This is a genomic window from Bradyrhizobium sp. Kon37 (assembly GCF_055807535.1).
In genome coordinates this window covers 308500-329908 of the sequence record NZ_JBVVOY010000001.1, presented here as the reverse complement: position 1 = coordinate 329908, position 21409 = coordinate 308500, and the positions used below count along the sequence as shown (strand labels likewise).

The 21409-nt window shown below is 64.3% G+C and carries 18 protein-coding genes; 6 read left to right on the top strand and 12 right to left on the bottom strand.

Annotated elements, in window-relative coordinates; all coding sequences use genetic code 11:
• Positions 1–18: 18 nt before the first annotated feature.
• Positions 19–1824 carry an allophanate hydrolase gene (gene atzF / locus AC0L3J_RS01670; RefSeq protein ID WP_473346058.1) on the bottom strand — a complete coding sequence of 602 codons (1806 nt, stop codon included), beginning with the start codon at positions 1822–1824 and terminating at the stop codon, positions 19–21.
• Positions 1825–2132: 308 nt separating this feature from the next.
• Here atzF and AC0L3J_RS01665 point away from each other — a divergent pair, with 308 nt between their 5' ends.
• A complete protein-coding gene (locus tag AC0L3J_RS01665) occupies positions 2133–3986 on the top strand; it encodes a feruloyl-CoA synthase (protein ID WP_473345660.1) in 1854 nt (617 codons plus the stop codon).
• A 394-nt stretch (positions 3987–4380) separates the two neighbouring features.
• Here AC0L3J_RS01665 and AC0L3J_RS01660 read toward each other — a convergent pair whose 3' ends face one another.
• Entirely contained in the window at positions 4381–4887 is a 507-nt protein-coding gene (locus tag AC0L3J_RS01660) for a MarR family winged helix-turn-helix transcriptional regulator (RefSeq protein WP_473345658.1), read from the bottom strand.
• Positions 4888–4970: 83 nt separating this feature from the next.
• Here AC0L3J_RS01660 and AC0L3J_RS01655 point away from each other — a divergent pair, with 83 nt between their 5' ends.
• Both AC0L3J_RS01655 and AC0L3J_RS01650 read left to right on the top strand, forming a co-directional pair.
• Complete coding sequence (locus AC0L3J_RS01655) at positions 4971–6191, top strand: cytochrome P450 (protein WP_473345657.1); 1221 nt, start codon at positions 4971–4973, stop codon at positions 6189–6191.
• Positions 6192–6235: 44 nt separating this feature from the next.
• A complete protein-coding gene (locus tag AC0L3J_RS01650) occupies positions 6236–7447 on the top strand; it encodes an ABC transporter substrate-binding protein (RefSeq protein ID WP_473345656.1) in 1212 nt (403 codons plus the stop codon).
• Between the two features lie 223 nt (positions 7448–7670).
• Here AC0L3J_RS01650 and AC0L3J_RS01645 read toward each other — a convergent pair whose 3' ends face one another.
• Complete coding sequence (locus AC0L3J_RS01645) at positions 7671–8933, bottom strand: NAD(P)/FAD-dependent oxidoreductase (protein WP_473345655.1); 1263 nt, start codon at positions 8931–8933, stop codon at positions 7671–7673.
• Between the two features lie 297 nt (positions 8934–9230).
• Between AC0L3J_RS01645 and AC0L3J_RS01640 the strand changes: the two genes are divergently transcribed.
• On the top strand, positions 9231–10403 hold the full coding sequence (locus AC0L3J_RS01640; protein WP_027514457.1) for an ABC transporter substrate-binding protein: 1173 nt from the start codon (positions 9231–9233) through the stop codon (positions 10401–10403).
• Positions 10404–10611: 208 nt separating this feature from the next.
• Here the strand turns inward: AC0L3J_RS01640 and AC0L3J_RS01635 are convergent, their stop codons facing one another.
• From AC0L3J_RS01635 to AC0L3J_RS01595, 9 genes are all read right to left on the bottom strand, one after another.
• Complete coding sequence (locus tag AC0L3J_RS01635; RefSeq protein WP_473345653.1) at positions 10612–12483, bottom strand: bifunctional sugar phosphate isomerase/epimerase/4-hydroxyphenylpyruvate dioxygenase family protein; 1872 nt, start codon at positions 12481–12483, stop codon at positions 10612–10614.
• On the bottom strand, positions 12480–13217 hold the full coding sequence (locus AC0L3J_RS01630; protein ID WP_473345652.1) for an ABC transporter ATP-binding protein: 738 nt from the start codon (positions 13215–13217) through the stop codon (positions 12480–12482). The genes AC0L3J_RS01635 and AC0L3J_RS01630 overlap by 4 nt, the downstream gene beginning before the upstream one ends.
• Positions 13218–13228: 11 nt before the next feature.
• Complete coding sequence (locus AC0L3J_RS01625) at positions 13229–13972, bottom strand: ABC transporter ATP-binding protein (RefSeq protein ID WP_473345651.1); 744 nt, start codon at positions 13970–13972, stop codon at positions 13229–13231.
• The gene (locus AC0L3J_RS01620; RefSeq protein ID WP_473345650.1) at positions 13969–14967 is read right to left on the bottom strand and encodes a branched-chain amino acid ABC transporter permease; all 999 of its coding nucleotides are present in this window, start codon (positions 14965–14967) and stop codon (positions 13969–13971) included. Before AC0L3J_RS01620 ends, AC0L3J_RS01625 begins: the two co-directional genes overlap by 4 nt.
• Entirely contained in the window at positions 14964–15839 is an 876-nt protein-coding gene (locus AC0L3J_RS01615; protein ID WP_473345649.1) for a branched-chain amino acid ABC transporter permease, read from the bottom strand. The genes AC0L3J_RS01620 and AC0L3J_RS01615 overlap by 4 nt, the downstream gene beginning before the upstream one ends.
• Positions 15840–16085: 246 nt before the next feature.
• Positions 16086–17216: an ABC transporter substrate-binding protein gene (locus AC0L3J_RS01610; protein ID WP_473345648.1), complete on the bottom strand. Its 1131-nt coding sequence runs from the start codon at positions 17214–17216 to the stop codon at positions 16086–16088.
• Between the two features lie 58 nt (positions 17217–17274).
• The gene (locus tag AC0L3J_RS01605; RefSeq protein ID WP_247285295.1) at positions 17275–18153 is read right to left on the bottom strand and encodes a shikimate dehydrogenase; all 879 of its coding nucleotides are present in this window, start codon (positions 18151–18153) and stop codon (positions 17275–17277) included.
• A 143-nt stretch (positions 18154–18296) separates the two neighbouring features.
• The gene (locus AC0L3J_RS01600) at positions 18297–19235 is read right to left on the bottom strand and encodes a LysR family transcriptional regulator (protein WP_473288503.1); all 939 of its coding nucleotides are present in this window, start codon (positions 19233–19235) and stop codon (positions 18297–18299) included.
• Positions 19236–19591: 356 nt separating this feature from the next.
• Complete coding sequence (locus AC0L3J_RS01595; protein WP_018456036.1) at positions 19592–19768, bottom strand: hypothetical protein; 177 nt, start codon at positions 19766–19768, stop codon at positions 19592–19594.
• A 165-nt stretch (positions 19769–19933) separates the two neighbouring features.
• Here AC0L3J_RS01595 and AC0L3J_RS01590 point away from each other — a divergent pair, with 165 nt between their 5' ends.
• A complete protein-coding gene (locus AC0L3J_RS01590; protein WP_247404527.1) occupies positions 19934–20662 on the top strand; it encodes a helix-turn-helix transcriptional regulator in 729 nt (242 codons plus the stop codon).
• An 86-nt stretch (positions 20663–20748) separates the two neighbouring features.
• On the top strand, positions 20749–21408 hold the full coding sequence (locus tag AC0L3J_RS01585) for an acyl-homoserine-lactone synthase (RefSeq protein ID WP_473345646.1): 660 nt from the start codon (positions 20749–20751) through the stop codon (positions 21406–21408).
• The last annotated feature ends 1 nt before the right edge of the window (position 21409 follow it).

The window sequence follows — 21409 nt, the reverse complement described above, 5'->3', positions numbered from 1 at the left end:
TAACCCACCCTACGAGACCTACGCTGTCGCAGCTTCCGCCATATACTTCCGCCAGCCGCCATACGCCGTGATATCTCGCGCGTCGCCCAGCACTTCGGGCTCGACGAGAAATCCCTTCACGCTGCGGCCATCCGCCAGCCGCACGGTGCCGATCGCCATCGGCGCGGGAATCGCGTTGACGAACTTGCCGAAGGCGGACGACGACAGCGACCAGATCTCCAGCTCGATCGACGCGCCCTTGCCGGCTTCGACGCGCAGCATGCCCGGCTTCGGCGGCGTGGTCTTCAATGCGTAGAGCTTGTAGTCCGCCGCGGTCCTGGTCGCCTCGATCAGCTGGCCGTTCAGCACTTTCAGTTCGCCGTTCAGCGCCATGCCGGACAGATGCGCGCCGACCACGGCGATGGGAATCTCGTCGATGCCGCTTGCGGCAAGCGGCGCCAGCGCAGCTTGCGCCACGCCCTTTGCGCCAAGCGTCAGCTTGGTATCCGCGTGGAACACGCGGCCGATGCTCGCGAGCAGCGCGTCATGGCCGGTGGGCGCAAGCAGCGTGATGCCGAACGGGATGCCGTCGGCGCGCATCGCCGCCGGCAGCGCGAGACCGCAGAGGTCGAGCAGATTGACAAAATTGGTATAGGTGCCGAGCCGGCTGTTGAGCTCGACCGGATTGGCCAGCACCTGCGCGGTCGTATAGGTCGTCGGCGCCGTCGGCAGCACCAGCGCGTCGATATTGGTGAAGGTGCGTTCGGCGATCTTGCGCAGGCCCTGCAGACGATAGAGCGCGGAGAAGGTGTCCGCGGCCGTCAGCCGCGCGCCGGCCGCGGTGATCTCGCGCGTCACGGGATGGATCGCATCCGGCGCGGACGCCAGCAGGTCGCGGATCACGAGATAGCGCTCGGTGACCCACGGTCCTTCGTAGAGCAGTCGGGCCGTCTCATAGAACGGCTCGAGGTCGAACTCGACGAGCGTTGCGCCAAGCGCGGTCCAGCGCTTCAGCGCCTCGGCGTAAGCCGCTTCCGCCTTCTTGTCGCCGAAGAAGATCAGCTGTCCGCTGCGCGGCACGCCCAGGCGCAGGTTTGCCGGGAGCGGGGTGATCGCGCCAAGCGGCCGGTCGCGCGAGAACGGATCGGCCTGATCGGGACCTACCATCACCGACAGTGCGAGCGCGGCGTCGTCGACCGTCAAAGCGAATACCGAGATGCAGTCGAGCGTCCGGCAGGCCGGCACCAGGCCGGCGGTCGAGATCATGCCGAGGCTCGGCTTGAGACCGACGATGTTGTTGAGCATCGCCGGCACGCGGCCGCTGCCGGCGGTATCGGTGCCGAGCGACAGCGGCACCAGCCCGGCGCCGACGGCGGTGGCCGATCCCGAGCTCGATCCGCCGGGAATGAGGTCATCGCGGATCGCGTTTCTGGGGATGCCGTAGGGCGAGCGCACACCGACAAGGCCGGTCGCGAACTGGTCGAGATTGGTCTTGCCGATGATGATGGCGCCGGCGGCGCGCAGCCGCTGCACCGCCGTCGAATCATGTGTCGGGATGTACGAGAAGGCCGGGCACGCGGCGGTGGTCGGAAATCCCAGCGCGTCGATATTGTCCTTCACCACCACCGGCACGCCATAGAGCGGCAGGCTGGCGGCATCCTTGGTGGCGAGCTTCTCGGCCTCGGCGATCGCGTCCTTCTCGTCACGCAGGCTGATGAAGACGGCGGGATCATTGTGGTCGCGGATGCGCTGATAGGTGCGTGCGACCGTCTGCGCCGGCGTGAGCGTGCCCGCGCGATGCGCGGCCACGATCGCGGCGATCGTTTCAGGCTGCTCAGCCCCCATTTCAGCCCTCATGGCGACAAATCTCCGGCTACGTCTCTTCACCCCGATCGAAGCAAGCGATGTGCCATTGTGTACAGAATCCGGGCAGGACAAGTGCTCCGGATATTACCGAGAGATCAGTGGCTTGTGGGATTTTTCGAGCGCCGGCGGAGCTTCGTGTCAGCGCCCTGTTACGAGCATTTGCGCAAATAATGGGCAGCTCACCGGGCCCGAGCTTGCGCCCCAACAATTGTCATGGCCAACATGCCGGCCAACGCGGTCCGTGACGAGGCTGCGGCCGATCCCGGCTTCCGGGCGAGGAGGAAACCATGACAGCCGCCCCACGCGGTGATGCTTCAATCTTGTTTGCGACACCCCAAACCGTTGCCGAGCATCGCGCCGACGGCAGCATCGTGCTGCGCTCGCCCGACCCCTTGCGCGATGGCGCGCGCTGTGTCGGCGACTGGCTGGAGCAATGGGCCCGGCAAAAGCCCGACACGGTCTTCCTCGCTGAGCGTGACAGCGCCGATATGCCCTGGGCCACCATGACCTACGCGGGGGCCTTGCGGAGAGTCCGCGCGGCGGCGTCGTGGATTTTGGCGCAAGGACTCGGCGCCGAACGCCCGCTCGTGATCCTATCCGATAACAGTATCGACCATGCGCTGCTTGCGCTCGCGGCCCAGCATGTCGGCGTGCCCTCGGCCGCGATCTCGCCAGCCTATTCGCTGATGTCGAAGGATTTTGACAAGCTCAGGAGCATGATCTCTTTGCTGGAGCCCGGCGCGATCTATGTCTCCGCGACCAAGCCGTTTGCGGCGGCGCTGGCCGCGATCAAGCCGCTGCATCGTGCGCAGGTCATCAGCGGCAACGCGAGCGACGCCGATGCGCTCGCCTTTCGTACCGTTGCGGCGACGCCTGAAACTGCGGACGTCGCAAGAGCCTTCGCCGCTGTCACACCGGACACCATCGCAAAATTCCTGTTCACCTCGGGCTCGACCGGCACGCCGAAAGCCGTGATCAACACCCAGCGCATGCTGACGTCCAGCCAGCAGGCCAAGGCCCAGACCTGGACCTTTCTCGAACAGGCGCGCGAGGATCTCGTCATTCTCGACTGGCTGCCCTGGAGCCACACGTTCGGCGCCAACCACAATTTCAATCTCGTGCTGCGCAATGGCGGCTCGCTCTATATCGACGGCGGCAAGCCGGCGCCCGGCCTGTTTGCGACGTCGCTCGCCAATCTCAGAAGCGTGATGCCGACGGTCTATTTCAACGTGCCGCGCGGCTTCGACATGTTGATCACGGCGCTGCGCGCAGACGAGGAGCTGTGTCGCCGCTTCTTCAGCGAGGTGAAATTCGCCTTCTACGCAGGGGCCGCGCTGCCGCAGAATCTCTGGGACGCACTGGAAGAACTTTCCGTCAAGACCGTTGGCCGCGCGATGCCGATGGTCTCGGCTTGGGGCTCGACCGAGACGTCGCCGCTGGCCACCGACTGCCATTTTCTCGCGGAACGCTCGGGCAATATCGGCGTGCCCATACCCGGCACCGAATTGAAACTCGTCACCTCCGGCGACAAGCTGGAGGTGCGCGTGCGCGGCCCCAACGTCACGCCGGGTTACTGGAAGGCGCCGGAGCTGACCAGGCAGGCTTTTGACGACGAGGGCTTTTATCTCATTGGTGATGCCGTGAAGTTCGCCGACGCGAACCGGCCCGAGCGCGGTCTGTTCTTCGACGGCCGCGTCGCGGAGGATTTCAAGCTCAATTCCGGCACCTGGGTCAATGTCGGTACGCTGCGCCTCGCAGGCATCGCCGCGCTGGCGCCGCTCGCGCAGGACATCGTCGTCACCGGCCATGGCGGCGACGAGGTGCGTTTCCTGGTGTTCCCGAACATCGCCGCATGCCGCGCGCATGCCGGCCTGCCCGAGACCGCGGACGTGAACGAATTGCTCGCGCATCACAAGGTCAGAGCCGCGATCGCGCAGGGTTTGGCGAAGCTCAAGCAACACGGCGCCAACTCCTCCGGCCACGCCACGCGCGCCCTGCTGCTCGTCGAGCCGCCGTCGGTGGACGGCGGCGAGATCACCGACAAGGGCTACATCAACCAGCGCGCCGTGCTGACGCGGCGCGCCGATGCGCTGGCGCGGTTGGATGACGATACGCCGGGTGAGTGGATCGGTTGCTACTGATTGCGCGCCGCTGCTCCTAACCTCTCCCCGCTTGCGGGGAGAGGTCGGATCGCCCCGGCGATGCGGAGCATCGTCCGGCGCGATCCGGGTGAGGGGGTACAGGTCTCGCGATCATCTCATCTGCGGAAACAGCCGCTCACCCCGCCCTCCCCCGTGAAGGACGGGGGGAGGGAGAGAGACAGCTCGCGATACGCCAGCCGCCCTGCCGTATTATCCTGCACGATTCCTTTGTTGCCTAAGCAACTAATTTGTGCGAACCGTTCCAGACAGGGATGACGGCGGAAGGAACCGCCGCGTCGGATCGGAGGGAGCAATGCTCGGCAGAGAGGGTGCCGCGGGCGAATGCCGGCGTATGCCTGGACATGATAGAGGTCCGCGTACCGCGCGTGCCCCGTCAGGTCTCGGTGCTGCCGGTCACCGCGCCGAGATTTTCGTGCAGGCGGCGCAACAAATCGATCAGCACCTCGCGCTCGTCCTTGTCCAGGCAGGACAACAGGCGCCGTTCGCGCTCGAATGCCGCGACGATCACCTTGTCATGGATGGCGCGGCCCTTCGCCGACAACGAGATCGAATGGGTGCGCCCGTCGTTGGGATCGGTGCGGATCGAGATCAGCCCCCGCTTTTCCAGGCCGGCCAGCGTCCGGCTCACCGGGCCCTTGTCGAAACCAATGACGTGGCAGATGCGCGAGGCGGGAATGCCGGGCTCGATCGCCAGCAGCGACATGATCCGCCATTCGGTGACGTTGACGCCGAACTGCCGCTGATAGAACGCAGTGGCGCTGTTCGAGAGCTTGTTGGCGATGAAGGTGATGAACGCGGGGACGTAGCGGTCGAGATCGAGCGTCGGTCCCATCTCGGCGGGCGCAGGTTTTTGGCGGGCTCTGGTCGAAGACGGCGGCATATCGGGATTCTGTCTCGCGGCGTGTCCGAAGACCTAAGGGTAAGCGCCGCCCTTTCACAAGATCAAAATGAGGGAGGACATCCATGAGCGCTTCCAGCTCCCCGGAAATTAGCGGTTCGTCGGCCGTCCCGCATCTCGACGTCGATCCCTTCGCAATGGATTTTTTCGCCGATCCCTATCCCACGCATGAGCTGCTGCGGGAGGCGGGACCTGTCGTCTATCTCGACAAGTGGGGCGTTTATGGCGTGGCGCGCTATGCCGAGGTCCATGCCGTCCTGAATGATCCCGCGACGTTCTGCTCCAGCCGCGGCGTCGGCCTTTCCGACTTCAAGAAGGAGACGCCGTGGCGGCCGCCGAGCCTGATCCTCGAAGCCGATCCGCCCGCGCATTCGCGGACCCGCGCGGTGCTGTCGAAAGTGCTGTCCCCGACCGTGATGAAAGGGCTCCGCGACCGCTTTGCCGCCGCGGCCGAGCAGCGGGTTGACGTGCTGCTGGAGAAGCGCAGTTTTGACGCGGTCACGGACCTCGCCGAAGCCTATCCGCTGTCGATCTTCCCGGATGCGCTCGGGCTGAAGCCGGAGGGCCGCGAACATCTGATTCCCTACGCGAGTGTCGTGTTCAACGCCTTCGGCCCGCCGAACGAGCTGCGCCAGGAAGCGATCGCGCGTTCGGCGCCGCACCAGGCTTACGTCACCGATCAGTGCCAGCGCGACAACCTCACGCCCGGCGGCATCGGCGCCTGCATCCACGCCCATGTCGACGAGGGTGCCATCACCGCCACCGAAGCGCCGCTGCTGGTGCGTTCGCTGCTGTCGGCCGGCCTCGACACCACCGTCAACGGCATCGGTGCAGCGGTCTACTGTCTCGCGCGCTTTCCGGAGCAGTGGCAGCGCCTGCGTGGCGATCCCACACTGGCGCGCAACGCTTTCGAGGAGGCCGTTCGTTTTGAAAGCCCGGTGCAGACCTTCTTCCGCACGACAACGCGCGAGGTTGAACTGTCGGGCGCGACCATCGGCGAGGGCGAGAAGGTGTTGATGTTTTTGGCGGCTGCCAATCGCGATCCGCGGCGCTGGGACAAGCCTGACAGCTACGACATCACCCGCCGCACCTCCGGCCATGTTGGCTATGGCTCGGGTATTCACATGTGCGTCGGCCAGCTGGTCGCACGGCTCGAAGGCGAGACAATGCTCGCGGCGTTGGCCCGCCGGATCGCGAAGATCGAGATCACGGGCAAGCCGCAGCGCCGCTTCAACAACACGCTGCGCGGGCTCGACAGCCTGCCTGTGAGCATCACGCCGGCCTGACGCTACCGGCATCGAAAACAACAAATACGACAGGGGAGGGAACAATGAAGAACTTGAAATGGACGCTTGCGCTGGCCGCGAGCCTGATTGGCGGCGCGGCAAATGCCGAGATATCGGACAATGTCGTGCGCGTCGGCGTGCTCAACGACATCTCCGGCATTTTCCAGGACACCAACGGCATGGGCTCGGTCGAGGCCGCGCGCATGGCCGCTGAGGATTTCAACGGCGGCGGCAAAGACATCAAGGTCGAGATCGTCTATGCCGATCACCAGAACAAGGCCGACGTCGGCAATGCCATCGCGCGCAAATGGCTCGATGTCGAGGGCGTCGATGCCATCGTCGACGTGCCGAACTCGGCCGTTGGCCTCTCCATCAACACGCTGCTGCGCGACAGCCGCATGACGTTCCTGGCGTCGTCCACCGCGAGCTCCGACCTCACCGGCAAGGCTTGCTCGCCCAACACCATCCAATGGGTCAACGACGTCTGGGCGACCGGCAACACCACGGCAGCCGCGATGATGTCGCGTGGCGGTAAGGAGTGGTACTTCCTCACGGTCGATTTCGCGCTCGGCAAGGGCATCGAGGCCGAGGCCCAGAAATACATCGAGGCCCATGGCGGCAAGGTGATCGGATCAAGCAAACATCCGCTCGGTACCTCCGACTTCGCCTCGTTCCTGTTGCAGGCGCAAGGCTCGAAGGCGCAGGTGATCGGACTTGCCAATGCCGGTGGCGACACCATCAATGCCGTGAAGCAGGCCGCCGAGTTCGGCATCCAGCAGGGCGGGCAGAGGCTCGTCGCCTTCCTGCTCTTCATCAACGACGTCCACGGTATGGGTATCAAGGTCGCGCAAGGGCTTCAGCTCATGGAAGCCTTCTATTGGGACATGAACGACGACACCCGCGCCTTCGCCAAGCGCTTCGCGGCGCGGCCCGGCATGAACGGCAAGATGCCGAGCGGCAACCAGGCCGGCGTCTATGCGTCCACGCTCGCTTATCTCAACGCGGTCGCCGCCACCGGCAGCGACAATGCCAAGGACGCCGTGCCCGAGATGAAGAAGTTCAAGGGCAAGGACAAGCTTTTCGGCGACACCGCGATCCGCCAGGACGGCCGCGTCGTGCATCCCATGTATCTGTTCGAGGTGAAGAAGCCGGAGGAGTCGAAATATCCGTATGACTATTACAAGCTGATTTCGACGATCTCTGCGGAGCAGGCGTTCCGCCCGCTGGCGGAAGGTGGGTGTGAGTTGGTTAAGTAGTGATGTAGCCGCGAGCGCCGCTGCACCCTCTCCCCCTGTGGGAGAGGGTGGCTTCGCAAAGCGAAGCCGGGTGAGGGGTCTCTCTCCTCACGAATGGTATTGCGAGCGGAGAGAACCCCTCATCCGGCGCCATAGCCGATGCGAAGCATCGGCGTCCTTTTAAGGACGGCGGCTGAAGGCCGCCTACGCCACCTTCTCCCACAAGGGGAGAAGGCAAGGAGAGCTACACCACCTTACTACTCCCCTGCGTGATCAGCCGCGCTGCCCGCTGGTCGCGGGCGTAGATCCAGAGCCAGCTCAGTGCGACGCTGAGGCGGTGGCGCAGGCCGATCAGGAAGTAGATGTGGGCGATACCCCAGATCCACCACGCGATGGTGCCGCGCAACTTGATGCGGCCGAAGTCGATCACCGCCAGCCGCTTGCCGATCTGCGCGAGGCTGCCGGAGTGCTTGTAGCGGAACGGGCCGGTCGGCTCCTGGCGCAGCCGGGCCTTGATGGTCTCGGCCGCGTGACGGCCCTGCTGCTTGGCGGCCGGCGCGATGCCGGGCACGGGCTTGCCCTCCCAAGCGTTGATCAGAACGGTATCCCCGATCGCAAAGATTTCGGGATGACCGGGGATCGTAAGATCGTCTTCGACCTGCACGCGCCCGGCACGATCGGCCGGTGCGCCCAGCCACTCGGCGGCGGGCGATGCGCGCACGCCGGCGGCCCAGATTCTCGTCTTGGCTTCGAGCAGCTTGCCGCCGAACACCACGCCCTCGCGATTGATCTCGGTGACGGCCTGTCCGAGCACGACCTCGACGCCGATTTTCTCCAGCGAGGCCTGCGCATAGGCCGAGAGGTCGTCGGGGAAGCCTGCGAGCACGCGCGGACCCGCCTCGATCAGCACCACGCGCGCCTTGTTGGTGTCGATGTTGCGGAAGTCGGCCGGCAAGGTGTGGTGCGCCATCTCGGCGATGGTGCCGGCGAGCTCCACGCCGGTGGGGCCGGCGCCGACGATGACGAAAGTCAACCGTGCCGCGCGTTTGGCCGGATCGGTCTCGCGCTCGGCGCGCTCGAACGCCACCAGGATATGACGGCGCAAAGTGGTCGCGTCCTCCAGCGTCTTCAGGCCCGGCGCGAACTGTTCCCATTCGTCGTGGCCGAAATAGGCGTGCCGCGCGCCGGTGGCGAGCACCAGCGTGTCGTAAGGCACCTCACTGCCGTCGTCGATCAGCACGCAGCGCCTGTCGGCGTCGATGCCGCTGACGGTCGCAAACAGCGTCGTCACGTCGCGCCGGTCGCGCATCAGGTGCCGGACCGGCCAGGCGATCTCGCTGGTGGCGAGCGAGGCGGTCGCGACCTGGTAGAGCAGCGGCTGGAACAAATGATGGTTGCGGCGGTCGATCAGCGTGATCTCGACCGGGCTGCCGGCGAGCCGGTAGGTCGTCTCCAGCCCGCCGAAGCCTGCTCCGACGATGACGACGCGGTGCGGTGTCGTGGTCATGATGCGCCCCTCCGAATCTCGCGGCTCTATCCTCATCTAAACGCCGATCAGGCGCCGCGGTCCAATAGCCGTCATCAATCGCTGAATAGGCTTGGCGTATCGATATCCCGCGAAATAGCGCCGCGGCCCTCGCCGAAGTGAGTAGAACTATATTTCTTGCCATTAACGATCGGGGCGAAATATGGTGCAGGGCGGGCGCTGAGCCATTGGCGGCGCGACAGATTTTGCGTTCAATAGAGATGACCCGGGGCGGCAATCACCCCGCTTCCGGGCATAATAATATGGAGGGGAGTGGTTATGAGGACGGCATTCTGGCTGGCGGGCGCAGCGGCGCTGGTGCTGGCAGGCCCGGCATCCGCCGGCGATACCATCAAGATCGGGTTCGTTTCGACCTTCAGCGGCCCGACCGCCGTGATCGGCAACGACATGCGCAACTCGTTCGAGCTCGCGCTGGACCACATCGGCCGCAAGATGGACGGGAAGCCGGTCGAGGTGATTTACGAGGACGACGGGCAGAAGCCCGACGTCGGCAAGCAGAAGACCGAGAAGCTGGTGCAGTCCGACAAGGTCGATTTCATCGTCGGCTACATCTGGTCGAACGTGCTGCTGGCCTCGCTCAAGACCGCCGTGGATTCGCAGACCATCCTGATCTCGGCCAATGCCGGTCCGTCGCAGCTCGCCGGCGAGCTCTGCTCGCCTTACGTGTTCTCGACCTCCTGGCAGAACGACCAGACGCCGGCCGCCATGGGCCTCTACATGAACCAGAAGGGCGTCAAGAGCGTGTTCCTGATCGGCCCGAACTACGCCGCCGGCAAGGACATGCTCGCGGGCGTGAAGAGCACGTTCAAGGGCGAGGTCAAGGGCGAGGAATACACGGTCTGGCCGAGCCAGCTCGACTTCTCCGCCGAGCTCTCCAAGGCGCGCGCCTCGGGCGCCGAGTCGATCTTCGTGTTCTATCCCGGTGCAGCCGGCGTGCAGTTCCTCAACCAATATGCGCAGGCCGGGCTGAAGAGCACGATGCCGCTCTACACGGCGTTCACCGTCGACGAGCTGTCGCTGCCGCTGCAAAAGGAGAACGCGCTCGGCGTTCCCGGCGCGCAGGAATGGGTGAATGATCTGCCCAACGAGCAGAACAAGCGCTTCGTCGCCGACTATCGCAAGAAGTACCCCGGCCTGCGCCCGACCTATTACGGCGCGCAAGCCTACGACGCGGCCCAGCTCATCAACAGCGCCGTGGTCGCGGTGAAGGGCGACACCAGCAAGAAGGACGCGATGAAGGCCGAGATGGAGAAGGCCAACTTCAAGTCGCTGCGCGGCCCCTTCAAGTACGGCAAGAACCACATCCCGGTGCAGAACTTCTACCTCCAGGACGTGGTCAAGGACGGCGAAGGCCAGCTCTCGCTGAAGACGGTCGCGACCATCGTCGAAAACGACCAGGATCGCTTCCACGACAAATGCGCGATGAAGTGAGCCTAGGCGAGCTCTCTCTCCTCCCTCGCCCCGTTCTTACGGGGAGAGGGTTGGGGTGAGGGGCTGCTTCCGCGAGCAGCCCTGTCGCCGCACTCTCATGCTCTCTCGACGTCATTGCGAGCGCAGCGAAGCAATCCAGAGTCTTTCCGTGGAAAGACTCTGGATTGCTTCGTCGCTTCGCTCCTCGCAATGACGGCCTCGATAGAGACTACACCCGCGGCATGCTCGCAGGTCGCACTTCGCGTGACTGCGCGGCAAGCCTGATCCCGGCGTTGGCCGCACCAAACCCCTGATAGTCCCTTCGCTCCACGATCTCGAAGAAGAAGCGCTCGTCGAAGATGTGGGTGTAGACCTGGAAGAACTCCCCGTCACCTTCGCGGTCGTAGAGAATGTGGTTGGCGCGCAGCTGCGCCATCAGGTCGGGCGCGAGGTCGTATTTGGCTTCGATGTCGTCGTAGTAATTGTCAGGGATATCCAAAAAATCCGCGCCGCGCTTGCGCATCTCCGCGACCGCCGCAAAAATGTCCCGGCACGTGAACGCGACGTGCTGCACGCCCGAGCCAAAGAATTCCGAGATGAAACGGGCCGGCAGCGTGCGGTTGGCGGATGAGCCGTTGAGCACGAAGCGCAGGCTTTGGTCGCCGTTGACGACGGCCTGGCTTTGCACGAGGCCCCTGGGATCGGCGATCTCCATCTGCGGCAGCCGCTTGAGGTCGAGGATGCCAGTATAGAACAGCAGCCAGGACAGCATCTCGTCATAGGGCATCGACTGCGCGATGTGATCGACGGCCAGCAGGGCGTCCGCGCGAGCGTCGCTCGGGACTTGTTCGAAATCGGTGTCCCAGTTCTTGCCGGCTTGGTCGAGGAAGTAAAGCAGGCTGCCGCCGACGCCGTGGATTGCGGGAATCTCCAGCTCGCCCGGTCCGACCGGCTGGTAGAAGGTGCGCGCTTTCAGTGTTTCGGCGCGCTGCATGACGAGGCCGGCATTGTCGACGTCGAGCGCGATAGCGCAGACGCCGGGGCCATGCGTCACGTAGTGCGAATGCGCAAAGCCGTCGGTCTCGGAGTTGACGACGAGCTCGACCTTGCCTTGCGACCAGCGCTCCACCGCCTTGCTGCGATGCTTGCCGGTTTTGCGGAAACCGAGCTGCGCGAGCAGGCGGGCGAGTTCGCCGGCCTTGGTCTCGTTGACGGCAAACTCGATGAATCCCGTGCCTCCACTTTTGGGCTTGGGCGCCAAGGGTTCGCTGACGAGCTTTGGCCAAGCCGGTGCAAGCTGGTCCTCCAGCAGGATCAGCGAACGCAGGCCGTCGACCGCGGTCTGTATGGCCGAGCCGGCGCGGAACTGGTCGTTGAAGATCTCCAGCGACAGCGGTCCGGCATAGCCGGTCGCCGCGATCGCCGCCATGAATTCGCCGACCGGCAGGTCGCCCTGGCCGGGAAAGGAGCGGAAGTGCCGGCTCCACGACAAGATGTCGAGCTCGAGCTTCGGCGCGTCCGCAAGCTGGACCAGGAAGATCTTGTCGCCGGGGATCGAGGCCATCGCGCGGACCGGAAAGCCGGGGGCCAGTGCGTGAAAGCTGTCGAGGATGATTCCGATCGCGGGGTGATCGGCGCGCCGCACGATTTCCCATGCATCGCGGTAATCGTTGACGTGACGTCCCCAGGCCAATGCCTCGTAGCCGACGCGCAAAGATCGTTTGGCCGCGCGCTCGCCAAGCTCGCGAAAATCATCCGCGGCGCGGTCGATGCCGCCGAGCGCGGCCGGCGACACGTTCGAGCAGATCAGCAGCAGGTCAGTGCCGAGCTCCTGCATCAGGTCGAACTTGCGTTCGGCGCGGGCAAAGTTGCGCGCACGCTGCGGCTCCGGCATGCCCTCAAAATCGCGGAACGGCTGAAATGCGCAAATCTCGAGATTGAGGTCCCCGCAGAGCTTTGCGATGTCGCGCGGGCCGGCGCCGAACGACAGCAGATCGTTCTCGAAAATCTCGACGGCGTCGAAGCCTGCGGACGCGATGGCGCGGAGCTTTTCGTCGAGGGCGCCGGAGAGTGAGACGGTTGCGATCGAGCGTTTGGTCATGCTGCGTTGTCCTCCATCGCTCCGCCGAGGAACAATTGTCCGATGCGGGGATCATTCAAAATGCGCTTCGCGCCGTCGATCATGCGGGTCTGGCCGAGCTCGAGCACGATGCCGATGTCGGATATCTCCAGCGCCGAGCGTGCGTTCTGCTCGATCATCAGAATGGTGACGCCGCGGTCGCGCAAGCTCTTCAGGATGTCGAAAGTCTGCTGCACCATCAGCGGCGACAGGCCGATCGAGGGCTCGTCGATCAGCACGAGCTTCGGCTCGAGCAGCAGCGAGCGGGCGATTTCGAGCTGTTTCTGCTCGCCGCCAGATAGCGTGGAGGCCTGCTGCGTCGATTTCCGGCGCAGCGCCGGGAACAGGTCGAGCGCTGCCTCGATCCGGCTCTGCAGGTCGATGCCCTTGCCCGCGGAAACGCCGCCGAGCTCGATATTGTGGCGGACCGACAGCTCGGGAAAGATGTTGCGGCCCTGCGGCACGTAGCAAATGCCGGCATTGAGCAGCGCGCGCTGGCTCAGATTGGTGACGTCGCGGCCGGCGAAGTTGATCTTGCCCTCGCGCAGCTTGAGCAGGCCGAAGATCGCCTTGAACACGGTGGACTTGCCGGCGCCGTTCGGGCCGATGATGGTGGTGATGGTGGCCTGCGGCACGGCGAAGGTGGTGCCGTTCAGGATCGTCATCTTGCCGTAACCGCCGACGAGATTGTGAACCGAGAGGATCGGATCGCTCATGATGGCTCTCCCTAGTGTCCGAGATAGGCTTCGATCACCGCGGGGTTTTTTCGCACCTCGTCCGGTCGTCCCATCGCCAGCACCTTGCCTTCCGCCATCACCATCACGCGCGAGCACAGCGACATCACGAATTCCATGTTGTGCTCGATCACGACGAAGGTGGCGTTCTTCTCGCGGTTGATCGCGACCAGCCGCTCCTTCAAACCCGTCAGCATCGATGGGTTGACGCCGCCGGCGGGCTCGTCGAGCAGCACCAGCCGCGGTCCGCCCATGAAGGCCATGGCGGCGTCGAGCAGTTTTTGCTGGCCATAGGAGAGCCCGCCGGCAGGTTCATCCGCGAGATGGTCGAGCTTGAAGAAACCGATCATCTGGTTGGCGGCCTGCGTCAGTCCGGCATCGGAGCGGCCGACCAGGCGCGAGGCCATGCTGCCCTGGTGCTCCTGTCCTGCGAGGATCAGGTTCTCGCGCACCGAGAGTTTTGGGAACACTTGCAGGAGCTGGAAGGTGCGGCTGACCCCGAGCTTGTTGAGCTCGGCGGGTCGCAAGCCCGTGACGACCTTGCCGTCGAGCTTGACCTCGCCGCCGCTCGGCGTGAGCTGGCCGAGGATGCAGTTGAACAGGGTCGACTTGCCGCAGCCGTTCGGTCCGATCAGGCCGAGGATCTCGCCCTCGCGGACGTCGAAAGAGACGCCGCCGACGGCGCTGATGCCGCCAAAATTCTTCTTGATGTCGGTGACTTCGAGAACCGCGCTCATTGCACCGTCTCCAGCCGGGACTTTGCGACGGCGCGCTGGGCCGAGGCCACCTTGGTACGGCGTTCGGCGAGATAGCGGTCGAGGATTCCCAAGATTCCGGTCGGCGACCAGATCAGCAGCCCCATCACCGCGATCGCGTACAGCATCAGATAATAGCCCTCGGTGAAGCGCAGCCATTCCGGCAGCAGCACCGCGATCATCGCGCCGAGGAACGGACCCAGGAAGAATCCGGCGCCGCCGACGATCACCATCATCAGGAGGTCGAGCGAGAGCGACAGGTTGAACGGCACGGGATCGATATACTGCGTCAGCGGCGCATAAAGCGCGCCAGCGACGCCGCCGAGCGCCGAGCCGATCGCGAACGCCATCAGCGTATAGCGTCGCGTGTCGACGCCGAGCGACTGCGCCCGCAGCGGGTTTTCGCGCAGCGCCATGAAGGCGCGGCCCCAGGGCGAGCGGATCAGCCACCACACCGCGAGCGACACGATCGCGAGCGAGCCGAGACAGACATAATAGAACGGCAGCGGCTTGTTGGTCGCGAGGCCGAAAATATGGGGGCGCGGAATGTTGGAGATGCCGTAGATGCCGCCGGTGAGCCAGCTCTCGTTGCGAAACACCAGGAAGGCCAGTGTGGAGAAGGCGAGCGTGACAAAGGCGAGATAGTGGTGCTGCACCCGTAGCGCGGGATAGCCGAGCACCCAGCCGACCGCGAAGCTCAAGGTGATCGCGACGACGATCGCCGCCGGGAGCGGCCAGCCATGCGTGGTCATGATTGCCGCGGCGTAGGCGCCGATGCCGACGAAGGCGCCCTGTGCCAGCGAGACCTGGCCGGCATAACCGAGCGTAAGGTTGAGGCCCATTGCGGCGATGGCCATCACCGCCCACTGGCTCAAGATGAACAGGCCATAGCGGTTGAAGTTCATGGGGACGACGATCAGCGCAGCGAGGACGATGAGGCCGAACGCGATCTTGAGAGGTTTGGCGAAGCCGCTCATACGGTGCGCTCCTCGGCGCGGCCGAGCAGGCCCTGCGGTCGGAACAGGATGACGGCGATCAGGAAGATCATCGGCACGGCGGCGCGGTATTGCGTCGAGACATAGGCGGCCGCGAGATTGTCGAGCACGCCGATCAGGAGGCCGCCTGCGATCGCGCCGCGCACCTGATTGAACCCGCCGACGATCGCGGCGATGAAGGCGGCCTGGCCCAGCACCTCGCCGGACGTGAATTTCGCGAGATAGATCGGCGTGATCAACAGCGATGCGAGCGCGACCAGGAACGCGTTGATCAGGAAGGTCAGGAGAATCATGCGCTCGACCGGAACGCCGATGATGCGCGCCACCGTCGGGTTCTGCGCCGCCGCCTGCATCTGGTGGCCGAGCGAGGTGCGGTTGAGAAGCGCGGTCAAGCCGAAGACGGCAACGATAGCGAGGACGAGGACGCCGATGCTTTGCAGCGAGACGGCATGGCCGAGGACGGAGACGTCCCCGGTCGGCACGATCGAGGGGAAGAGTGAGGCTTCGGCGCTGAAGAACTGTTTTACGGCCTCCTTGAGGCCGATCGCGAGCGCCATGGTCGCGATCGCGAGCGGCAGCACGCCATGGCGCATCATCGGATCCACCAGCAGCATCTTGAAGGCGAGGCCGAGCAGGAGCATCGAGAGCAGGATACCGAGGATGATCGCGAGCCAGAACGGCGCGCCGGCATGCATCGCCGCCAGCATCAGGAACGCCGGCAGCATCACGAACTCGCCTTGCGCGAAATTGATGGTCTGCGAGGTCTGCCACAGCAGCGTGAAGCCGACCGCGACCAACGCATAGATCGCGCCGGTGGCAAGTCCCGCGACCAGAAGATCGAACAGACTGGACATTTTCCCCTCTCGGCGCTCTGCCTTCTTCCCTCGCCCCGCTCTTCCTTTTCTCCCTCTCCCCGTTCTTACGGGGAGAGGGTCAGGGTGAGGGGCTGTCTCCGCGAACTCGATTGTCACCGTATCCGCGGAAGCAGCCCCTCACCCCGCCCTCTCCCCGCGAAGGGCGGGGAGAGGGAGACGAAAGATCTCGCTCCGCATCCGCCTTCGCTAAACCTTCGGCGGACAGGCGCGGCGAGAGGCAAAGACTCACTTCACCTTCGGCAGCACCTGCTTCACCACCTGCTTGCCTTCGACCACTTCGACCAGGAAGCTCTGGCGGTCGATGTCACCGGTGTCGCTGAAGGTGACGTCCATCAAGATGCCCGGCTCGTCCGCGGCCTTGATGGTCAGGCCATGCAGATTGTCGGCGAACGCCTTGGAATCGACCTTGCCCATCTTGTCGGTGGTGGCCTTCACCATGTAGACCGCGAGATAGCCTTTCAGCCCGTTATGGTCGGGCACGTAATTGTACTTCTTCGCGAACTTGTCGCGAAACGCCTTGATCAGATCGACCGGCGCATCGGTGGTGAGGCCGACATGGCCGCGCGCGCCGTTGGCGGCATCGCCCGCAAGCTCGATCACCTTCTGCCCGATCAGCGTGGTCTCTCCCATCAGCGGCGCGGTGACGCCCTGGCGCTTGAGCTCCTTGAGGATGCGCGCGCTCTCTTCCTCGTTCAAATAGACGAACACGGCGTCGGGATTGGCGGCCTTGATCTTGCCGACGTCGGCGGCGAAATCGGCCTGGCCCGCCTCGGTGGAGAGATCGGCGACCACCTTGGAGCCGAGCCGGTCGAGCTCCTTGACGACGACATCGCGACCGCCGCGGCCAAAGTCATTGTTGACCCAGACGACGGCGACCGACTTCGCCTTCATGTCGTCGTGAATGTATTTGGCGACCTTCGGCATCGACGATTGCTGACCGAACGAGGTGCGGAACAGGAATTTGTTTCCGCCTTGCGTCAGTTCGGCGGCTTCGCCGCCCATGATCTGCGCGATGCCGGCCTCGGCCGCCAGCGGCGCCGTCACCTTCACCGACCCGGAATAGCCGGGTCCGAGCAGCACATAGGGCTCGGCGTCAAGCGCCTTTTGCACCTGCGCGCGCGCGACGCCCGGATTGGATTGGGAGTCCGCATGAGTGACTTCGAGCTTGCGGCCGAGCACGCCGCCCTTGGCGTTGATCTCCTCGATCGCGAGGTCGATGCCGTTCTTCCAGTTGGTGCCGACGGTGGCGCCGCCGCCGGACAACTCGGCGACGTCGGCAAGCTTGATCGCCTGTGCGTGGACGCTGGTTGCAGCCGCGAAGGCAAGCAGGGCGCCCACCATAATGGTCGATTTCATGGTCTCTCCTCCCATTTTTCGTTGATGTTGTGCACGGCCTTGTCTCCGGCCGCTTCGGTTACGCTGCGTGATAGGCCGGGCTTCGTGCCGCCATCACCTCGTCGAATGCCTCTCCCATGATCTCGGTGGATGGGGCAAGGCCAGTGAACAGTTCGAAAGCGTCGGCGGCCTGATAGATCGCAAGCTCCCGCCCGGTCATGATCCGCGCGCCCTTGGCCTGGGCGGCCGCCAGCAGCGGGGTGATCAGCGGTGAGTAGACGGCATCGGCGACCCACAGGTTTTGACGCAACAGCGTCGGCGCGACCGGCGTTTCCCGGTTCGGCAGCATGCCGACTGGCGTGCCGTTGACGAGGCCGGTTGCGCCGTCGAGCGCGTCCTCGACGCTTGCGGCGACCCTGGCGCCGCCCTGCTTGACGAGCAGCGCGGCGAGTTTTTCGGCGCGTGCCGGCTCGCTGTCGAAGATGCGGATGTCGGCCACGTCAAGGCTCGCCAGCGCGAAGGCGATCGCCTTGCCGACGCCGCCGGTGCCGATCACGGCGACCGCGTTTCCAGAGGCCGCCAGCAGCGGCGCGACGGCGCGCGCAAAGCCCGTCGTGTCGGTGTTGTGGCCGATCAGCCGGCCGTTGCTGACGACGACGGTGTTGACCGCCCCCATCGCGGCCGCACCCGGTGCCAGTTCATCGAGCAGCGGGACCACGGCCTCCTTGTAAGGAAAAGTGACATTGACGCCGGCAAAGCCGAGCCGCCGCACGCCTTCCAGCATCAGCCGGAGCCCGGCCGCATCGGCGCCGGCCACTTCGATGAGCTGATAATGTCCGCGCAGGCCAAGCCCCTCCGCGGCGCGCTCATGCATGGCGGGGGAGGCGGAATGCGCGATGGGTGCGCCGATCAGGCCGGTCAGGAGCTTTTTGGATGCGGCAGGTCCGCGCTTTGACATGGTTCGCTATCGTCTCGTTGGGAGCGTTCCGTCCCGGCCATTAGCGGGGAAATCCGCCCAATTCCAAGGGGCTTCCCCTAAGAACGATAGCCTTTCCTCGGCCTAACACAATTACCCTCTTGTCCTGCAAACCTAACATAATGTTATCTCTTCCGCCCCCGTGCCGCCGCGGCCCTGCCTTTGCCCTGCGACGGCTCGACTGCGCGCATCTCCGCGCGCAGGGACTCGATGAAATATTCGACATGAAGCGACAGCGGCGCGCCGCGCTTCACCGCGATATAGGTCTCGAATCGCGTTGGCTCGGTGATCTTGATCAGCTCGATGCCAGGATAGCCGCCATGGGCCACCGTGAACTGGTCGATGATGGCGATGCCGAGCCCCGCCTTCACCAGCGCGCAGACCGTGGTGCCGAAGCGGGCGCGAATGGTGATGTTGTACGCGAGGCGGTGGCGCGCGAAGATCTCGGCCATGATCCGCCCGTAGGGATCGTTGGGATCGATGCCGATCAGCGGATAGCGCGTGATCTCGGCGGCGGAGACCTGCTTGCGGCCGGCGAGCTCGTGGCCCGGCGGCACGATGCAATAGAGCTCGCCGGAGGCGAGCGGCATGAAGTCGAGCCCGGAATGCTCCAGGCGGTAGCTCATCGCCACGCATTCGCCGCGGCCGAGCATGAGATAGTCGATGGCTTCCTCGAGCTTGAGGATGTTGATGTCGATGCCCAAATCCGGATAGCGCCGCCGGACCCGCTCGATTGCGCGCGGTACCATGACTTGCGAAATGCTCGGCACCGAGCCGATGCGTAATTCCGACAATCCGCCGCGTCCGATCTTGGAGATGATCTCGGAGAGGTCGTCGACCTTCTTGTAGACGCCGTTGATCTGCTCGAAGATGTTCTCGGCTTCCGGCGTCGGGAAATAGCGGCCGTTCTGGCGCTGAAAGAAGCGGATGCCGAGCGAGCGCTCGGTGTATTTGACGAGGCGGCTGATGCCCGGCGCCGAAACGTTCAGCAGCTTCGCTGCGCCGCCGATCGTGCCCGTCACCATCACGGCACGGATCACTTCAACCTGGCGCAGCGTCATCATGTCCTGGGCATCCGAAAGATAATCGTGGTCGGCGCTGCCTTTCCCTCTCCCCTTGTGGGGAGGAGGGTGGACCGCCGCGATAGCGCGAGACGGGTGAGGGGTTCTCTCCCCGCGCGAGCCTCGCGCATTTGAACGCGTGGAAACAACCCCTCATCCGGCGCCATAGCCGATGCGAAGCATCGGCGTTTTGTTTTAAGAACGGCGGCCGAAAGCCCCCTATGCCACTTCTCCCACAAGGGGGGAAGGAAGGAAACATTCGCGTTCGGTTGTTCGGTTCAGATCAGAGCAGAGCAAGCTCAGATCAGAGCAAGGCATGGCACCGAACGGACCGTTCGTGCGCTCACAGCAATTGCGTGCTAGCTCGCCGGTCCGTCCGGCGTGGCGCTCTCTGCCGGCTTGCTGCGCTCGCTTTGCAGCACCCCGCGTGCGAACTCGATGATCTTCTGCTTGTTTGCCGTTTCGCGGACGGCGAAAAATACGCGGTTGAGTTCCAGGCCGAGCACGCTGTTGAGGGCGATGTCCTCGTCTTCCATCGTGGTTTCCCCGCTTCAGACATTATAGGTGTATCTTGACGTCACTTCTTCCACAAGTAGATTAAACCTTCAGGGTCAATGGGATACCGGGAAACTACGGAAGCGGCGAATTGAGGCAGTCGCCAGGAGGTGCTATAGCGATAGCGAGGGTCAGGAAACGCACCGATGTCCGCCGTGGATTATGGCCGGGAAGCGCTCGACTTCATTGAGGGGCTAGGAGCCTATACCAAGGTTCCGGACGCCATGGATGCGCTTGCGACCGCGTTCGGGCGCTACGGCTTCGAGCATATCATCGTAACCGGCTTGCCAAATCCCGATCAGCGTTTTTCCCAGATGGTGCTCGCCAAGAAGTGGCCGGCGGAGTGGTTCAGCCTCTATACCCAAAAAGGCTACGACCGTGTCGATCCCGTGATCCGCAAATGCCGGCAGACGGTGAACCCTTTCGAGTGGTCCGAGGCGCCGTATGATCCAGAGCTGGAGCCGGGCGCGGTGGAGGTGATGCGGCGCGCAGCCGATTTCCGCATGTCGCGCGGCTTCGTCGTACCGATCCACGGATTGACCGGCTACGAGGCCGGCGTCTCGCTTGGTGGCGTTCACCTCGATCTCAATGCGCGCAGCAAGCCGGCGCTGCACCTGATCGGCATGTACGGCTTCGATCACATTCGCCGCTTGCTCGATCCGGCGCCGCATCGATCGATGCGCCTTACCCCGCGCGAGCGCGAGGTGCTCGCCTGGGCCTCGCAGGGCAAGTCGGCTTGGGAAATCGGCGAGATCCTGCACATCACGCAGCGCACCGCCGAAGAGCATCTTGCAACTGCCGCGCGCAAACTTGGTGCCGTCAACCGGACGCATGCGGTTGCGATCGCAATCCGCCACAGAATCATCACCCCCTGAAATCCGCGCCTACTGGGAAATTTCCCAATAGTCGCTTTGGCCGTTTTCCGTGAGTGTTCCCCTTATTTCGAACAATGGGGGAATAAATGATTCATGTGATTTCTGCCGCCAACCGGCACCTCTACGAGGACGTTCTCGAGCAACATTTCAGGGTGCGTCACGAGATTTTTGTCGAGGAGCGGAAATGGGAGGCGCTGCGCAAGCCCGATGGCCGCGAGGTCGATACCTACGACAATGAAGACGCGGTCTATCTGCTGGCGCTCGAAAATCGCCGGGTGCTCGGCGGCTCCCGCCTCTATCCTACCACCAAGCCGACGATGATGAGCGAGGTCTTCCCGCATCTCGCCGCGGTGCGCGGCTGCCCCTCGAACCCGCTGGTATGGGAGTGGTCACGTTTCTTCGTTTCGCGCGAGCGCCGCGACGGCGCGTTCAATTGGCAATTGATGGCAGCGGCGCAGGAGTTCTGTCTCGATCAGGGCATCGAGCGTCTCTGTCTTGTCATGGAGACCTGGTGGCTGCCGCGCTTCCACGAAATCGGATTCATCGTCACGCCGCTGGGATTGCCGGCGCTGGTCGAGAATTCCTGGACGATGGCGGCCACGATCGAGATTCGTCAAGAGTCGCTGGATGCCGTGTGTGACCGTATCGGGATGACAAACGTCGTGCATCAGGACGGTCCGCGTATCGATTGCATCGCCCGTGCCAACCTCTGCGGCCTCGCTGCCGCGCAACGAAAGAGCGCCTGAG